This is a genomic window from Saprospiraceae bacterium (genome assembly GCA_016716185.1).
Lineage (GTDB): Bacteria > Bacteroidota > Bacteroidia > Chitinophagales > Saprospiraceae > Vicinibacter.
Genome location: JADJWV010000003.1, coordinates 54,332 through 70,058, shown reverse-complemented (window position 1 = coordinate 70,058; position 15,727 = coordinate 54,332). Strand labels below are relative to the sequence as shown.

Sequence of the window (15,727 nt, the reverse complement as noted above, 5' to 3'; positions counted from 1 at the left end):
CAGATAAAAGGGAGACTTAAAGTTGGATGAAGATACAGAAATTTAACAGGCTTATGCTTCAGGCTAATGACCTTTTGATTTGCTATAATCTCTCCAACACCGCAGCTATGCCTTGTCCTCCTCCTACACATGCGGTTACAAGGCCATATTTTTGTTTTCTTCTTTGCAGTTCATTTAAGGCCGTCATGGCCAGGCGTGCACCGCTGCAGCCCAGAGGATGACCAAGGGCTATAGCACCACCATTTACATTTACTATTGCTGGATTTAATCCGGTTTCCCGGATGACAGCAAGGCATTGTGAAGCAAATGCTTCGTTTAATTCAATAAGATCTAATTCACTTAATTTTAATCCGGCCTGTTCCAGGGCCTTGGGAATGGCGAAGCAGGGGCCTATACCCATATAGAGAGGATCCACAGCAGCAATGCTGCAACTAATCAAACGACCTAACGCCTGTAAGTTTAATTTTTGAAGAAGTTCTTCACTCACAACAAGAAGGAAAGCAGCTCCATCGGTGGTCTGACTGGAATTGCCTGCAGTAACTGAGCCGTTCTTGGCAAATGCCGGTTTTAATGCTGCCAGACTGGCGTGATTCGTGTCTCTTCTGATCCCTTCATCTTTGTCGATTCGTGTTTGTTTTGATGATAATGTTCCCTCTTCAAAAATTTTTTCTTCTACGATTACAGCTTCAATTTCACGATCAAAAATTCCGGCATCCTGCGCTGCAGCTGCATTTGCATGCGATTGCAAGGCAAAGGCATCCTGATCTTCACGACTGATTTTATATTTTTGTGCAACAGCTTCTGCGGTTAAGCCCATTCCAACCAGATAATCGGGGTGTTCCAGAGCCAGTTCGTAATTGGGAGCCAACTTGTATCCTTCCATGGGTATCAGGCTCATGCTTTCCACTCCACCGGCAATATAGCAATGTCCCATTCCGCTTCGAATCTTTGCAGTAGCGATAGCCAAGGCTTCCAAACCCGAAGCGCAATACCTGTTGACGGTCATACCGGGCAGTTTTATGCCGAGTGCTTTCAATGCAATTTGCCTTCCGATTTGTAAGCCCTGCTCTCCTTCAGGGTTAGCACAACCCACAATTAAATCATCTACGTAATTTTCTATTCCCGGGATCTTGTGGATCAGGGATTTTACAATATGAGCAGCAAAGTCATCAGATCGTGTAAATCGAAGACCACCTTTTTTTGCTTTGGTAAAGGCTGATCTGCACATGGCAATGATGAAGGCTTGCTGCATGGGAGGCATAAGTACCAAATAAATTTAATTCAGATAATCTTTCAACTCATCCTCAAAATACTGTAAAGCATTGTAGACAGGAAGTGGAATTCCTCCACCGAGTGCGCATAAAGATCCACGTTTCATGGTATCCAATAAGTCCATTAAGAGTTCGCGGTCAATCTTATAATTTGAATCGGCTTGCGCTTTTTGCAGCATTTCTTTTCCACGGGTCGAACCCAACCTGCATGGGAAACACTTGCCACAACTTTCATGTGCCGTAAAGGCAAAAAGATGTTCGAGGTATGAAACCATTGGAAAGGTATCGGGAACAGAAACAACGGAAGCATGGCCCAACATAAATCCCTGACTTGCGAAAGATTCAAAATCAACAGTCAGGTCGTCAATTTTTGAAATGGGTACCAAGCCACCCAATGGGCCGCCGATGTGCAGCGCTTTAACCTTAGTTTTAAATCCGTTTGCCAACTGATAAACCACCTCTTTCAATGGGGTACCCATGTCTACTTCATAAATTCCGGGTTTGTTGAAATGACCATCCAGTGAGATCAGTTTTGTTCCTGTAGATTTCGTTGTACCAATTGAAGAAAAAGCAGCACCGCCATCTTTCACAACTGCAAATAGATTAGTCAGGGTTTCAACATTGTTGACAACTGTCGGTTTTCTGAACAAGCCTTCCTGCACCGGGAAAGGAGGTCTTACTCTTACTTCTGGTCGTTGCCCTTCTATTGAAGATAATAAAGCCGTTTCTTCTCCACAGATGTAAGCTCCTTGAGCTTTAATGACTTTAAATTCATAACTGAATTCGCTGCCCAATATTTGTTCTCCGGTGAATCGCCAATTTCTGAAAGTTTCTACCGCTTCCTGCATGATTTCAACAGATTCAGGGTATTCTGCCCGGATATAGACTACTCCTCTATCTGCTCCGGCCATGTATCCTGCGGCGATCATCCCGAATAACAATAAATAAGGCTGATTCTCAAGCAGGTAACGGTCGCTATACGAACCTGGATCTCCTTCGTCTGCATTGCATACGATGAATTTTCTGGGACCCGGCATTTTCGAACAGCTGTCCATTTTGATCCACATTGGAAAACCCGCACCCCCGCGGCCTCTCAAACCCGATTGTTTCAATTCTTCGATCCATCTGGTGGCCGGATGGCTGAACAAAACTAACAGTTGTTCGCGTAGGGCATCATGGTCCGGAGGATCTTGCGTCAACAATCCGCGACCGGTCGATTTAATAAGATACCGATCTCTGATTTTTATTTGGTTTTGACGAATTTTTTCTAATTCTGCTTCAGCCTGTCCCGAATAATTAGAGCCTTTGTAGTGAAAGGCTTTGTTTTCATGGCAACGTCCTAAACAACACATTTCTCCAATGGCCGATTTGGGAAAATATTTCTCAATTTCTTCCTCCAATTTTTTTTGAGTACCGGCGGTCAGGCATGCGGAGCCATTGCAAACGTAAATTTCTTTTCCTGCATTCGATGTCCTGGTAAAATCGTAGAAACTCAGACTGCCGAAAAGAGTAGAAGTTCCCAGAAGATACTCTTCTGCCAGGGCTTGAATCTCTTCTTTGCTCAAATTAGGATTCTGGTTGGCCCGGATTCCCAGATCTTCAAACAAATTTTCCTGAAGCTCTTTCCGACCTGATAAATGGCTGATGTTTTTCGACATGATTGAAGGAATTCAGTTGTGAAATTACAAATTAATGTAAACCTGCGGATAATCTCATGTTTCCTTTTGAAAAGACAGGCTTCCCACATGTTAATTGTCAGAATAACGGGGGATGTGGTGAGTGATTTTTGAAAATAAATTGTTAAAAAGACTTAGATTCGCTATGTTAATCTTTTATCACCTTCAAAACTTACAACGATGGATTTGACTTCAATTTTGATCAACACAGTTGCCGGAGCTGGCGGCGGTTATTTAGGTAACATGCTAAAAAAGAACGGCTTAGGTATGATTGGAAACCTCATTGCCGGTGCTGCCGGAGGGAATGTGCTCCCGGTGGTGGTTTCTGCTTTGGGAATGCTGGGAAGTGGTGGCGACGAGGGGGGTTTTAACCTGATTGGCCTGATCATTTCGCTAATCGGTGGTGGTGCCGGATCGTTACTGGGAGGATTAATTAAAAAAGCTCCGGCTCAATAATTGATTCAATTCGTAGAAGAAATCAAAGCTGCCTTGATTCAGGAAAGAGGAGTTGGCAGCTTTTTTTATTTTTTTTATCCAAGCTCCAACATATACTAACTATTTGTTTTAGAATGGGCCAGGTCTGCATATGTCTACCCGGCTTTACGCTGAATCAATATTTGCAATGAATTTTAATTTGATACCTTCAATATTTTGATGCAATCGAATTGGTCATTTTCATGAATTCTGAGATGGTAAATGCCATCCGGTAATAATTGCATATTCAATTGAAATTCACGGACCGTAAAGCGAGTATTGTAGACAACAACACCCAGTGAATTCAGGAGACAGATTTGATATTCTGTTTCTGGAAAATCATTTATACGAATGTTTATAAAGTCTGTTGTTGGATTCGGGTATACAGAGATCTTCTGATCGGATTGATCATCTTCAGTAGCCGTAAGGTTAGCATTCAATTTCGCAATAAAAACATCGACTGTAATTGAAGTACTGTCAAAATTAAAAATTTCTTCCTGGCCACATGCAATGGATTTACTAAAATAATCTCCGGTGATATGGAGCATCCCCTGATCATCCAAGGCCATAGACAAGCCAATGTCATACGCTAATCCACCCATTTCTTTCGCCCATTTGAAATTTCCAAGATCATCCAATTTTAAAAGGAGAACATCGGTGTTGCCTACAGATATTGCTGCATTTGCACTGTTGTTATTGAAGTAGATCGTATTGGAAAAGAAACCAACTACATACAATTGTCCTCCTTTTTTAACCAGAGCAGTGGCATTGGTTTCAGAACCCGTTCCGCCCATCTGACTCGCCCATAAAAAATTTCCATTCTTGTCAAATTTACAGACAACCAAATCTGTTACTCCTACTGATTTAAGATTATAAACCCCCATTCCGGGATCTAAATCTACCGTTCCCCCACCAATCCTTCCTGCGAGATATAATCCTCCATCAATTTGCTGATCAACGACCAGGGCATTTCCTTCGCCGTATCCCATACCTCCCAGATCATTTACCCAGACAAAATCTCCGTTTTGGTTTAGTTTCAAAATATAAATATCGTCGACTCCAGATGCCGTGACCATATGTGTTCCGGTTCCGGGATCAAAATCTACGGTGGTGCGAAACCTTCCTGTCAAATAAATGTGACCACCGTTAATCGTATCTAATGCCAGATGATAAGCTACATCAAAATTATCTCCACCAACGGATCTGGCCCAAACAAAATCACCTTCGCCATTTAATTTTAAAACAAAAATATCGAATGAGCCATTGGAACTCAAATTGAAAACACCGGTTCCGGGATCGAAATCGGCAGTTCCGGTAAACAATCCGGTGACATAAATATTTCCGCTTCCATTTGGGTCAACGGCTAAGAAATTACTTCCGGCGTTGCTGGAACCTCTTATTGCTCGTGCCCAGATATAATTTCCATCCTTGTCGAGTTTAAGAACAAAATTATCATTTGATCCAGCAGAAGATAAATTGGCAATGGCCGCTCCCGGATCAAAGTCAACTGTCCCAATAAAATCGCCGGTAATAAAAATATTTCCATTACCAGAAGGATCGCATACTACTGCTTTAGCCACATCACTCCCAAGATTACCGCCAATGCCTTTTACCCAAACAAAATTTCCACGCCGGTCTAATTTCAAAATAAATAAATCATAGAAACCTTTGGAAACAAGAGTCTCCACACCTGGGCCCGGATCAAAATCTACAGAATTCTGGAATGGTCCGACCACGTAAATACTTCCATCTCCTTCTGTATCGATGGCGATTGAATTTCCTAACTCATTTCCCGATCCTCCAACGCTCTTAGCCCAGATCCAATCGGGAGTTTGAGCGTAGAGCTCGGTAGATAGGAAGATGAATTGCAGACCAATGATCAGCTGAACTGGAAATTTTTTCATAATCGAAATAATTAAAGAATGGATAATCCTTAAAGATAAGCAAATTGACCGGATGGATCAATTTCTAAAATGCACAAATGCCCAAAAGATCGTCCCGATAATATGAAATTGCTCATCATAATAGAAATAATCCTGGACATTTTATCGGGAGGTCGAAATAGAAAAAGTCCTATTTTATAAATCAACATATTCGGCCCAATGCTTTGCCGGTCTGTTTGCAAGATCCTGAATCTGGTGCCTGCAACTGAAGCCATTGGCAATGATGTGGTTATCCGGATTGCTCGTGACGATACCTGGAATCAATACACTTTCAGCAATGGCTTTTGAAAGATCGTAGTGTTTTTTTTCATAACCAAAGGAGCCTGCCATTCCGCAACAGCCTGTTTGCAATTCTTCCAAACGAACGTTCGTTTGTTTCGCGAAAAGTTGATGAACCGATTTGGTGGTGAACATGGCTTTCTGATGGCAATGCCCGTGGAGCAGATAATCACCTGGCCGGATCTTTATTTGATCGATCCATTCCTGACGGGAAGTCAAAAAATCTTCAAGTTGAAATATGTGATCTGCATATTGGATAAACCTGGGATCTGTCGACAGATCCGGAAGATCATCTTTCAAAGCTGTTGCACATGAAGGTTCGCATACAACAAGCGGAATTTGTTTTTTCAAATATGCTTCGAGATCTGTTAAGGTTGCATTACCTTTTTTTCTGGCCTCTTCCAGCAATCCTTTGGATAGTGCAGGCCTTTGACAACATCCTTTGCTGTAAACTGCTACTTTCAGTCCCAGAGAACTTAAAATTTTCAATGCCGCATACCCAATGGAAGGTTCGTGGTATTTGACATACGTATCGGCAAACAGAACTACATCCGGATTTTCGACCTCTGCTAAATTATTCTGAAAAGGCTTTTGGCTGTATTGTGGTAAAATTCGTCGGCTATCGAGTCCTGTAATTTTTTCAAGGATACTTCTAAACGGCTTAGATCGCATCAGCACATTGACTAAGCCCGAAGCATAACCCGTACTCAAATCCCCTAAATGCTGTTGCCACTGAATGAGATAATCGGTAGAAGATTTTCCTTTTCTTTTTTTTGTAGCATGGAGGACTTCGCTTTTGAGTTTTGACATGTCTACATTACTTGGACATTCTGATTTACAGGCCTTGCAGGAAAGACAGAGGTCCATAATTTCTTCGAGCAATGGACTTTCTAATCCGCGATCATCCAATTGACCACTCATGGCCATCCTCAACAGATTGGCCCGTCCTCTGGTGCTGTCTTTTTCTTCGAGAGTCGCACGGTAACTTGGGCACATGGTTCCGCCTTGCAGTTTTCGACATTCACCCACCCCATTGCACAAATGCACTGCTTCCGAAAAACTGCCTTCCGAACGATAGTGGTACATGGAACGGAAATTTTTGTCTTTATAATTTTTTCCGTATCTTAAGTTTTCATCAACCGGAGGTGCCTCTGTGATTTTTCCTGGGTTCATGATGTTCAAAGGATCAAAAAGCTGTTTGATTTCTTTAAAAGCATTATACAAAGTCGATCCAAAAAATGCTTCGTTGTACGGACTCCTTGCCAATCCGTCGCCATGTTCACCGCTCCAACTCCCTTTGTATTTTTTTACCAGTTGAAGGCAGGAAGCCGAGATGTTCTTCATGTGTTCTATATCTTCTGCATCCCGTAGATCCAAAAGAGGTTTTACGTGCAATAAGCCAACACTCGCATGCGCATAAGCCACTACGGGTACTTTTTCCCGATGACAAACATCAAAGACTTCCCGGATATAATGCGGCAAATGCTCGAGCGGAACGGCTGCATCTTCGATAAAAGCGATTGGCTTTCTGTTTCCCTTCACACCCATCAACAAGCCCAGGCCTTTTTTGCGCACCGTGAATACCGATTCCATTTCCTTTGGATCCGAAATCACAGGCCAGGCGTAACCAATTCCCTGATTTTTTAGTTGCATTGCCAATGCTTGTGCTTTTCGCTCCGCGTCCTCTTTGGTTTCACCAAAAAATTCGACGACTTGTACGCCCCCAGGTTCTCCCTGAATAAAGTTGCAATACCTTTTGGTTTCAAGATTTTCACGACTTTTTTCAATCAGCAAATGATCGAGTAATTCAACAGAAGCCGGGTTGAATTCTACCATGCGCTGAATATGAGAGATCGAATCAAAAAAATCTGCAAAATGGACGATGCAAAGAGATTGAAATTTTGGATTGGGAACCAGACGGATCTTGGCTTTCAGGATAATTCCAAGTGTACATTCACTTCCGGTAATTAAGCGGCTAAGATTCCATTTGTTATCCAAAAATTCATCGAGATTATACCCGCCAACGCGCCGCATTACTTTTGGAAATCTGGTTTCAATTTCCTCACGGTGCTCATTTACAATTTCGAAGATAATTTTGTAAAGGCCGGATTCTATGTTTTGTCCTTCAAGCTTGGTTTCGAGTTCTGTTTCTGTCAGGTCGCTGCAATGGATTATACTGCCATCAGCCAGCAATACTTCCAACGCTAACACGTGATCCAATGTTTTTCCGTAAAGGATACTTCTGGTTCCACTGCTGTTGTTGGCAATCATTCCGCCTACAGTTGCCCTGCTTGTCGTTGCCGGATCCGGGGCGAAGTGTAGTTTGTCTGGAAGTAATTTTCGATTGAGTTCATCTCTGACGATGCCGGGTTGCACCCAGGCCCATTGCTCCTCAACATTCAATTCCAGAATTTGATTCATGTATTTGGTGAAATCAACTACCAATCCCTCCCCGACAGTCTGACCCACCAAACTGGTTCCACCTCCTCTAGCTACAATGGGAACACGGTTCTTTGCAGCCCAGCCAACGATTTGCCTTACATCCTCTTCGTCCTTGGGTAATGCCACTGCCTGTGGCTGGATCTGATAATTACTGGCATCCGTCGCGTAAATGGAAGTATTTAATTTATCCGAATGCAATTCACCTTTTAAGCCTGCTGCCAGTTCTTTAAAAATACTATCGTGCTTACTCTTCTCCATTCTTTCTGAAAGGCAAATTTATTGGAAAAGTATGGTTGATTCGTTCAATTTTGTAACTGTTTAGTTTATGACTTTCAAAGTCAGATAGAAAAGCCAGAAAATTTTAGACGATTAGACCTTTTGACCTTTAGGACATTAGACCAGCAGACATGTATTAAAAAATGGAAATTCCGTTGCCTAACTTTTTACAAGAAGACACCAAGACGCTAAGGAACAAGAAGATTTTTTGGTGATTGGAGAAATCAGCACAGATATTTCAGTAGCTAAAATGAAAATGGTTGACGTGAATTCTTGATTTAAGGAGGTGGAATGCTTTTATTGCTTTCATTTTAACGCCAAAATATCAATCAAATCCTCATAGGATCAACATGAGCTGAAAAATCGAGTTCGATTAAAACAGAAAGCAGTCCGTTTGCACAGACTGCCTTCATAACTACACCTTCAAATTTATAGATCTTTGGATCAGCTATCCTGTCCTTTCTGGATCAGGTGAGTGCGGATCAATGTTGGTTTTTGATGATCACAGGCAGAAATCTTTAATTGAATACTTTGTCCATTGATTATCCAGGACGCATTCAGAGGTTTCCCTTCCTGTTGAGCCAATGGTTTTTCGAGCATGAACTCTCCCCCCGGGGTGTTGACAATCAGTCTGCCGGATTGGTCAATTTTAATCTCTCCGGCTCCATCGAGTCTGAAACTGATATCTCCGTGATTAAAACCGGCAGCCACCTGAAAATCCAATTCCAATTGGTCGGCATGATCTGCATACATCAGGTCGATACCGGGATACAGCTGATTGAAGTAAAGCTTGCGGTATTGTTTTTCTTCGCAGTCTTTAGCAGCTTTTGCTTTTCTTCTGTATTTGAATTCTTCAGCACCCACGACTTCCATATTGCTGTTGGCATTATCCCAGCGGAGATTAAAAGACTGCCTATGATCTGTAGTTTTTAATACGGCCATGGAATTTGCATTCAGCGTTTCTGTAGGAAGAATACTCAGTCCATTTTGAAAGAAGAAATATTTAAAATATTCGCCTTGTGCTGTGAAGAGAATATTTCTGTGAAAATCTTTCACGTTGCATTTGAACTCTGAAAATCTGAGTTCGGTGGCTTCTAATGCTTCGGGCATTTGATCTCCGGCAAAAGAAGAAGTTGTTGTTGAAAAAACGAGGAAGAACAAAGCTACCCATGCGTTTTTAAAAATGTTTAATGTTTTCATATGTCCAGTTTTTTTTAATTCGATTAAAAAATGAAGCTCCCACCCTGCCCATTGGCAAGTCGCAATCTTTCTCCATCATTTGCTTGTTCCGGAAGCGTCGGTTTGTTTAAAATCCCAGGTGTTTCAAAAGTCTTCTCTAAAGATGACTACGTAAAGATAACGTTGCACCGGTGAGAATGTTTTTAATAAAAACTTAATTATTATTTTTTATTTTTAAAATATTGTTAAAATAAATTTTTTGATTCACACATTTATTGACTTTAAACAGAATAATATTTTGTATTTACTCTGTCTTCTAAAATCCTTTCCCGCTCCTTTGAGCTGGTCCTGTGTTTTATTCTGATCTGTTTACTTCGCTAAATTCCTTGTTATTGATTTGAGTTTCCAGACTCAATGAACCGGAATAAGTAAGATTTGAATGATCGGAGCAATTAGCCACCAGTTTCTTTGCAACGCTTACCCTGGCTTCGCAAAAATCCTGCATCTCGAGGTTCATCGTTTCGGTGTTGAGTTCTCTTGCTTTCAGTTCGCTATGGTCATCCATGACGATTTCAGTCTGGGTGGCTTGACCCCGGATTTTTAACTGTGAAAAATCATTCAAACGCACATTCAATTGGCTCACGATCAGTTTCATCGAAGCTTCTGCATGATTTTCCATGGTAATCATAAGTTGGTTGGCCATCAGGCTGTCTTTCATTACAAATTCAACAAATCCATGTAAATAGATTTCGGTCAGTGTATCTGAATAGAAGTCAATTCTGATGGCTTCATGAGATCTGTAACTTTGGATGCTGTCCATGATCACTTTTACTTTACTGCTATCCTGTGTTACTTTAACAAAGTCTTTCAGATTTTCTTCTACCCGAATGGTTGCTTTTGGACTTCCTTTGTGCCAATAGACTTCAAAATGTTTCCCTGCATCGATCACGGAATAATTGCTGAGAGGGACGTCAATTTCTATCCAGGCTTTGTTTCCAATAGTCAGGTTTTCAATGTAAGTTTTTGATTCCATTTTAACCTTGATCATGACCACCAGAGTACTTACGACCACCAGGCCAATGGCGGCGATGGCTAATTTATTGCTGAGCTTCATGGCTTTGATTGTTTTTCCATTGTGAATAATAATTTTTCATTTCGTCCCAACTGATGCCAAGTTGGTCCATGGTTCTGAACAATTCCGGCAGAAAATCTTCGGCAAACTGATCTTTGCGATTATCGATGGATTTAAGTTTGGCACCGTTGGCAACAAAGAATCCAATGCCTCTCCTGTTTTCGATGATTCCCTGGTCCTGCAATAATGTATACGTGCGCATAACCGTATTGGGATTGACCTGGATATTAGTTGCGTATTCGCGAACTGAAGGGATCCTGTCCCCTTCTTTCCAGGAGTTGCTGATGATGTTTTCCTGAACTGACATACCGATTTGTTCGAATATTGATAATGATTTTTTGAATTCCATAGTTACACCTCCTTTTCTTTTATTTTTAAATAAGTCATATACCAGAAGAAAGGTGCAGCCAAATATTGAATGAAAAACTTTCCGAATTTAAACATCCAGAAATCCTCGAGGATGAGATCGATGGGCACATTGTGATCGACATCGACACCATGTATGCCATCTCTGAATTCCGGAAACAACAGGTAAGCAAAAATGGTCACCAGCAACATGTAAGCCAATGCTCCTAAGATGGTCCAAAGGATTACTTTATACCAGGAACCCGTGTTGAACATGGCTGCTCCAAAGAAGAAAATACTAAACACAACAATCGTAAAATGAAGTCCTTGTAGATTTTCTTTGGTGAAAATATTGTATCCACCGGTTTCTTTTTTTCATAATCACATCTACGATGAGCTGGTGACCCAGATAAAACATGTAAAACATGATTACGGCACCTATCCAGTAAAGGATATTACCAAACAACCATTTGGTGAATACCTTTTCAAAGGTGGTGGCAGGTAAATTCAGATAATCCGCTCGCGTGGGTAATTTTTTGAGTTCTTCAAACGAATTGACGATATAGATAAATCCGAAGACTACAAAAAATCCTTCAAGTGATACGGTCCCGACATTTCCTGATTCGAAGTAGGCGACAACACTGGTGAGTACCAGGATTCCAACGAGCACAATACCCATGATCCTGAAAAAAGGAAGAAACGATTCGTAAAATTCCTTTTTGGTCAACCAGTTTATTCTGTTCATACTAAATGAGCTGTTCATAATTGTTGATTTTTAGCAGGATTAAATTGATTTTGAAATAATGGCATTGAATAATATTTCAATATCCACTTCGGTTTGAACCTGATGATCCGTATTTGGATTCATGACGACGTGGCCTCCCGGAACTTGTTCTGCGTAAATGTATTTTTCGGGAAGCTGTGATCCCGGTACGAAATCAAAGCGATATGCAGAAGAGATGCTGTAAAGATCTTTGTTGAAGATCACACGGCCACCTTCTACCACCACGATGCGATCCAATAAGTTGGCTACATCTTTCACCTGGTGGGTTGAGATCAAAATGCACTGGTCCTCATTTAAAGAAGCGGAAACTACTTTTCTGAACACCATTTTAGACGGAATATCCAGACCGTTGGTGGGTTCGTCTAAAATCAGGAGTTTACATCCGGTAGCCAATGCGAATGCAATGAGGAATTTTTTCTTCTGGCCAAAAGACAGTTCCTTAAGCTTGCCATCAGAGGGCAGTTCGAATTCGACCAGGATGCTTTCGAATTTTTCCTGGTTCCAGTTGGGATAGAAGTTGGCATACAAATCGACATATCTTTTAATTGTGACTTCGGGAAGAATGTATTCTTCCTGAACATAGTACATGTCGGAAAGCATTTCTACATGACGATCGCGGCTTTCAACACCGTTTACCAGGGCCTCACCATGCTGAGGGAACAGCAGACCGAAACCACTCTCAGAAAAGTAGTTTTACCGGCACCGTTTTTACCGAGGATACCATTGATGGTTCCGGGTTCCAGCTGAAGATTCAGATTCTGGAACAGGGGAGCCTTTTTCTTTCGGTATCCGAAACTCATTTCATTTACCTGTATCATTGTCTATTGTTTTAGTGTATTAGTTTAATAGTACACCACAAAGGTATACATGAATATTTTACCGATCCAAGTTTTTTTTGAAGTTTTTAATAAATAATTTTATCTATAATGTATAAAACACTTAAATACAACATAATATATTATAATATTTAATAAAAAAAATTTGAATTTGGAGATGAAATTCATGTTTAAACCTCTCAAACGATAGAAAATGGGTCCCGAAATCTTAAAATATAGGTTCTTGTCAGACCGGTCTTCTGGAATTGGACACTCCTTATTGTAAAAGCCAAAACAGAACTTCAGGGCAAACCCCAGGTTGGTATTGAATTAACCGAATAGATTGAACCCAGCCATGGAGCACAGCGCCATGATTAAAGGCCAGAGTAAAAAGCTGAAGAAAACTCTGGAGATTTAGAATGCAATAGCAGTAGTGGAGGTTTTGCTACTTTTGTTTGATTCTTATTGGATGATGGGGTGAGAAGGAATGAAATAAAATTGCATTGGGACAATAAAGAAATATTATAAAATCATGAATCCTGAAAAAGAAACTCGTTTACTTCTGATTTTTATATCGGTTGGTTACATAGCCAATTTTTGTTTGGGTATACTGGGCTCGTTTTTTCCCTGGGAAAGTTTTGAACAAATGACTTCCTGGCAAATTGGAGATAGCATGGCCATCATGGCAAGTGTGTTGGCGAGCAGGCAAGTTGGTTCTCGGGGTCAAAATCTGGCTTCCCCCTTTGGTGTCGGTTATATTTTATTGGGCATTGCCTATGGAGTTTCATTTGCATCGAGTTCTGTATCAGCCATAAACAATGAAAAGATGGCAACTGTATTATTGCCTTTATTGCCTGCGATCGTATTGATTAGTTTTTGCAGGATTTATCCTGCCTGGTTAAGAAGAGGTTCCCTACTCATATTCTTTCCATTTTTTTTCATGTATTGGAATGTGGTCAATGGAACTTACAGTCACGATAATTTGTCCAACACTTTAGCATATACAGGTATTCAATTTTTAGGTGTCTTGTGGGTGGTCTATCTTTGGAAAGATTACAGAAGTTTATCACTCAACAAGGAATAATGACCAGGAAGTCTTAATAACTTTGGATCGATCTTTGGTTAACCAACTTCAAACGGGCTATTGTATTTGCGAAAATATGGGTTTAAATGAAAGGAAGATTGAACTGACTTTTCAATTTATGCGGACTCTCAAAACCAACAGTTGGACGTAGATGGTTCCCAACTCTAATACCTGGGTTCTATAAGCTTCGAACCGAGGCCATATTTGATAAAAGTTCCACAATGGATTTTCAGTCTCTGTTACTATTTCTATTTAAAAAATTAATTGAAATTTCTACCGGAATATTGTATTTTTATTAAAAATCAATAACTTTCATTTGAATTGAAAGTGAGTCATGCATATTAAAGTTCAAAACATCTTAAACATGAGGCATAAATCCAAATTTAATGCTGTTGTATTTCTGGCTGTAGGATTAATTCCGACAACGGCAGGAAAACTAAATGCTCAAATCGCAAGCAGCTATCCTTTTGATAATAATATACAAAAAGATTCGAATGTTATTTTTGTAGAAATGTTTGAAGGTTCCGTTAATAATTTAATCTCAAGCGGAAACTGGAATAAAATTTCTCCGAATGCTTCAAATATCCTTTCGGACCCTTCCGTGCCTAAGGGCAGTCCTGGAAATAAATCATTGCGACTTGTAACCATACAAGATGGCACAAACACTAATCAGAATACTTTGCTCTACAAGTTGATTGCTCCTGACATTGTAGATTCTATTTTCGTTAGATATTATATTAAATACGATACCAACACAATTTATCACCATTCAGGCTTATGGATTGGTGGAAAAAATCCACCTGCTAATATACCTGGGAATATTGGTGGAAATTTACCATCAGGGAATAAAGAATTCCATGTTGGAACAGAAATAAAGGATATTGCCAACGGAAGGCCAACTGCAAATTCCCTATTTGGTTTATACACATATTGGATGGGGATGCATCAGAGTTCACTTGGGCCATATTATGGAAATCAATTTTACAATAACACCTCTTTTGACAACATTGAACTGGCTGCCTGGAATTGTATTGAGGTTATGATTAAGCTCAATGACCCCGTTTCTTCATCTAATGGCGCCATTAAACTATGGGTGAACGGAATTTTGGTATCTGACCTGGGTTATCAATTTCCAACAGGAACCTGGAATTATAATTATTTTACAGAAGGAGCCGGATTACCTTTTGAAGGATTTCAATTTAGAAATGATAAAGCTCTCAATCTTAATTATTTATGGCTTCGTAATTTTAATGACCAGAATCCGCCAAATCATATGGGTAATGTTTACTTCGACCACTTGGTAGTTGCAAAAAAATACATCGGACCAATTTCAACTAATGTTGCAACTGCTAATGATGAAAGGAACTCCTACCCATCCATTTTGGCTTACCCAAACCCTGCTGATGAAGTTTTGGATTTCTCAGCTAAAGTTAAAGTCGTAAGGGTATTTAATATTTTTGGAAGGTTAATTTTAAAAAGAGAAAACGTCAATCGTATTTCGACCGAAGAGTTTCAGAACGGACTTTATTTAATAGAAACTGACAACAAGCTCCATAAAATATTTGTGAGCCATTGAAATAATAATGTCTGCAAGTTTACATTTGTATTGAAAGAGTAAACATAATGACATTAAAGGTCTCTTTATGTATGTAATACAATTGAACTGACAGGGTCTATAATGGGTTGGTAAATGATTGTGTTGCATTTTATAGATTTTAAGAAAAGGACCCTTTTATATAAAAAATTACATGAAATGCTTAACTGGTTCAACGTTATGCCGGCTGAATTACTATTAATGAAGTATTTAAAATCATGCGTTTTAATTATGAATACAGATTATCTCCTATTGAATTATATGAGCATAAAAAATATTTCTTGAAGTAAAAACTCTAACACTTGATAATCTTATAATCCGCTGTTCGATGTTGACCGTCTTTAGTTCTGAAAAGCTTATTCTATTCGTTTTGAATTTTGAACGAAATTTTAAGCCACTTTTAATATCAATGTTAAATGATCTCTTTAAAATC

The 15,727-nt window shown here is 40.0% G+C and carries 14 protein-coding genes; 3 read left to right on the top strand and 11 right to left on the bottom strand.

Annotated features, from left to right (window positions below):
• Window positions 1-82 precede the first annotated feature (82 nt).
• Window positions 83-1,252: a thiolase family protein gene (locus tag IPM34_13535; protein MBK8956560.1), complete on the bottom strand. Its 1,170-nt coding sequence runs from the start codon at window positions 1,250-1,252 to the stop codon at window positions 83-85.
• Window positions 1,253-1,276: 24 nt separating this feature from the next.
• Complete coding sequence (locus IPM34_13530) at window positions 1,277-2,929, bottom strand: NAD(P)H-dependent oxidoreductase subunit E (protein MBK8956559.1); 1,653 nt, start codon at window positions 2,927-2,929, stop codon at window positions 1,277-1,279.
• A 198-nt stretch (window positions 2,930-3,127) separates the two neighbouring features.
• Here IPM34_13530 and IPM34_13525 point away from each other — a divergent pair, with 198 nt between their 5' ends.
• Window positions 3,128-3,403, top strand: coding sequence for a hypothetical protein (locus IPM34_13525; protein ID MBK8956558.1), 276 nt, complete (start codon window positions 3,128-3,130; stop codon window positions 3,401-3,403).
• Window positions 3,404-3,576: 173 nt separating this feature from the next.
• Here the strand turns inward: IPM34_13525 and IPM34_13520 are convergent, their stop codons facing one another.
• The 9 genes from IPM34_13520 to IPM34_13480 all read right to left on the bottom strand — a co-directional run bounded on the left by IPM34_13520 (window position 3,577) and on the right by IPM34_13480 (window position 12,619).
• Window positions 3,577-5,325, bottom strand: a complete 1,749-nt coding sequence (locus tag IPM34_13520) for a T9SS type A sorting domain-containing protein (protein MBK8956557.1) — start codon at window positions 5,323-5,325, stop codon at window positions 3,577-3,579.
• Window positions 5,326-5,499: 174 nt separating this feature from the next.
• Window positions 5,500-8,343 (bottom strand): FAD-binding protein, encoded by a 2,844-nt coding sequence (locus tag IPM34_13515; protein ID MBK8956556.1) that lies wholly within the window; start codon window positions 8,341-8,343, stop codon window positions 5,500-5,502.
• A 462-nt stretch (window positions 8,344-8,805) separates the two neighbouring features.
• Window positions 8,806-9,561 carry a hypothetical protein gene (locus tag IPM34_13510; protein ID MBK8956555.1) on the bottom strand — a complete coding sequence of 252 codons (756 nt, stop codon included), beginning with the start codon at window positions 9,559-9,561 and terminating at the stop codon, window positions 8,806-8,808.
• A 334-nt stretch (window positions 9,562-9,895) separates the two neighbouring features.
• Window positions 9,896-10,654 carry a DUF2807 domain-containing protein gene (locus IPM34_13505; protein MBK8956554.1) on the bottom strand — a complete coding sequence of 253 codons (759 nt, stop codon included), beginning with the start codon at window positions 10,652-10,654 and terminating at the stop codon, window positions 9,896-9,898.
• Window positions 10,638-11,021, bottom strand: a complete 384-nt coding sequence (locus tag IPM34_13500; protein ID MBK8956553.1) for a GntR family transcriptional regulator — start codon at window positions 11,019-11,021, stop codon at window positions 10,638-10,640. The genes IPM34_13505 and IPM34_13500 overlap by 17 nt, the downstream gene beginning before the upstream one ends.
• Window positions 11,022-11,023: 2 nt before the next feature.
• On the bottom strand, window positions 11,024-11,323 hold the full coding sequence (locus IPM34_13495) for a hypothetical protein (GenBank protein ID MBK8956552.1): 300 nt from the start codon (window positions 11,321-11,323) through the stop codon (window positions 11,024-11,026).
• The gene (locus tag IPM34_13490; protein ID MBK8956551.1) at window positions 11,316-11,780 is read right to left on the bottom strand and encodes a hypothetical protein; all 465 of its coding nucleotides are present in this window, start codon (window positions 11,778-11,780) and stop codon (window positions 11,316-11,318) included. Before IPM34_13490 ends, IPM34_13495 begins: the two co-directional genes overlap by 8 nt.
• 21 nt (window positions 11,781-11,801) lie before the next feature.
• On the bottom strand, window positions 11,802-12,467 hold the full coding sequence (locus IPM34_13485) for an ATP-binding cassette domain-containing protein (protein MBK8956550.1): 666 nt from the start codon (window positions 12,465-12,467) through the stop codon (window positions 11,802-11,804).
• Entirely contained in the window at window positions 12,434-12,619 is a 186-nt protein-coding gene (locus tag IPM34_13480; protein MBK8956549.1) for an ATP-binding cassette domain-containing protein, read from the bottom strand. Before IPM34_13480 ends, IPM34_13485 begins: the two co-directional genes overlap by 34 nt.
• Before the next feature lie 529 nt (window positions 12,620-13,148).
• On the opposite strand from IPM34_13480, the gene IPM34_13475 reads away from it, so the two are divergent.
• A complete protein-coding gene (locus tag IPM34_13475; GenBank protein MBK8956548.1) occupies window positions 13,149-13,700 on the top strand; it encodes a hypothetical protein in 552 nt (183 codons plus the stop codon).
• Between the two features lie 364 nt (window positions 13,701-14,064).
• Window positions 14,065-15,276: a hypothetical protein gene (locus IPM34_13470; protein MBK8956547.1), complete on the top strand. Its 1,212-nt coding sequence runs from the start codon at window positions 14,065-14,067 to the stop codon at window positions 15,274-15,276.
• Window positions 15,277-15,727 lie beyond the last annotated feature (451 nt).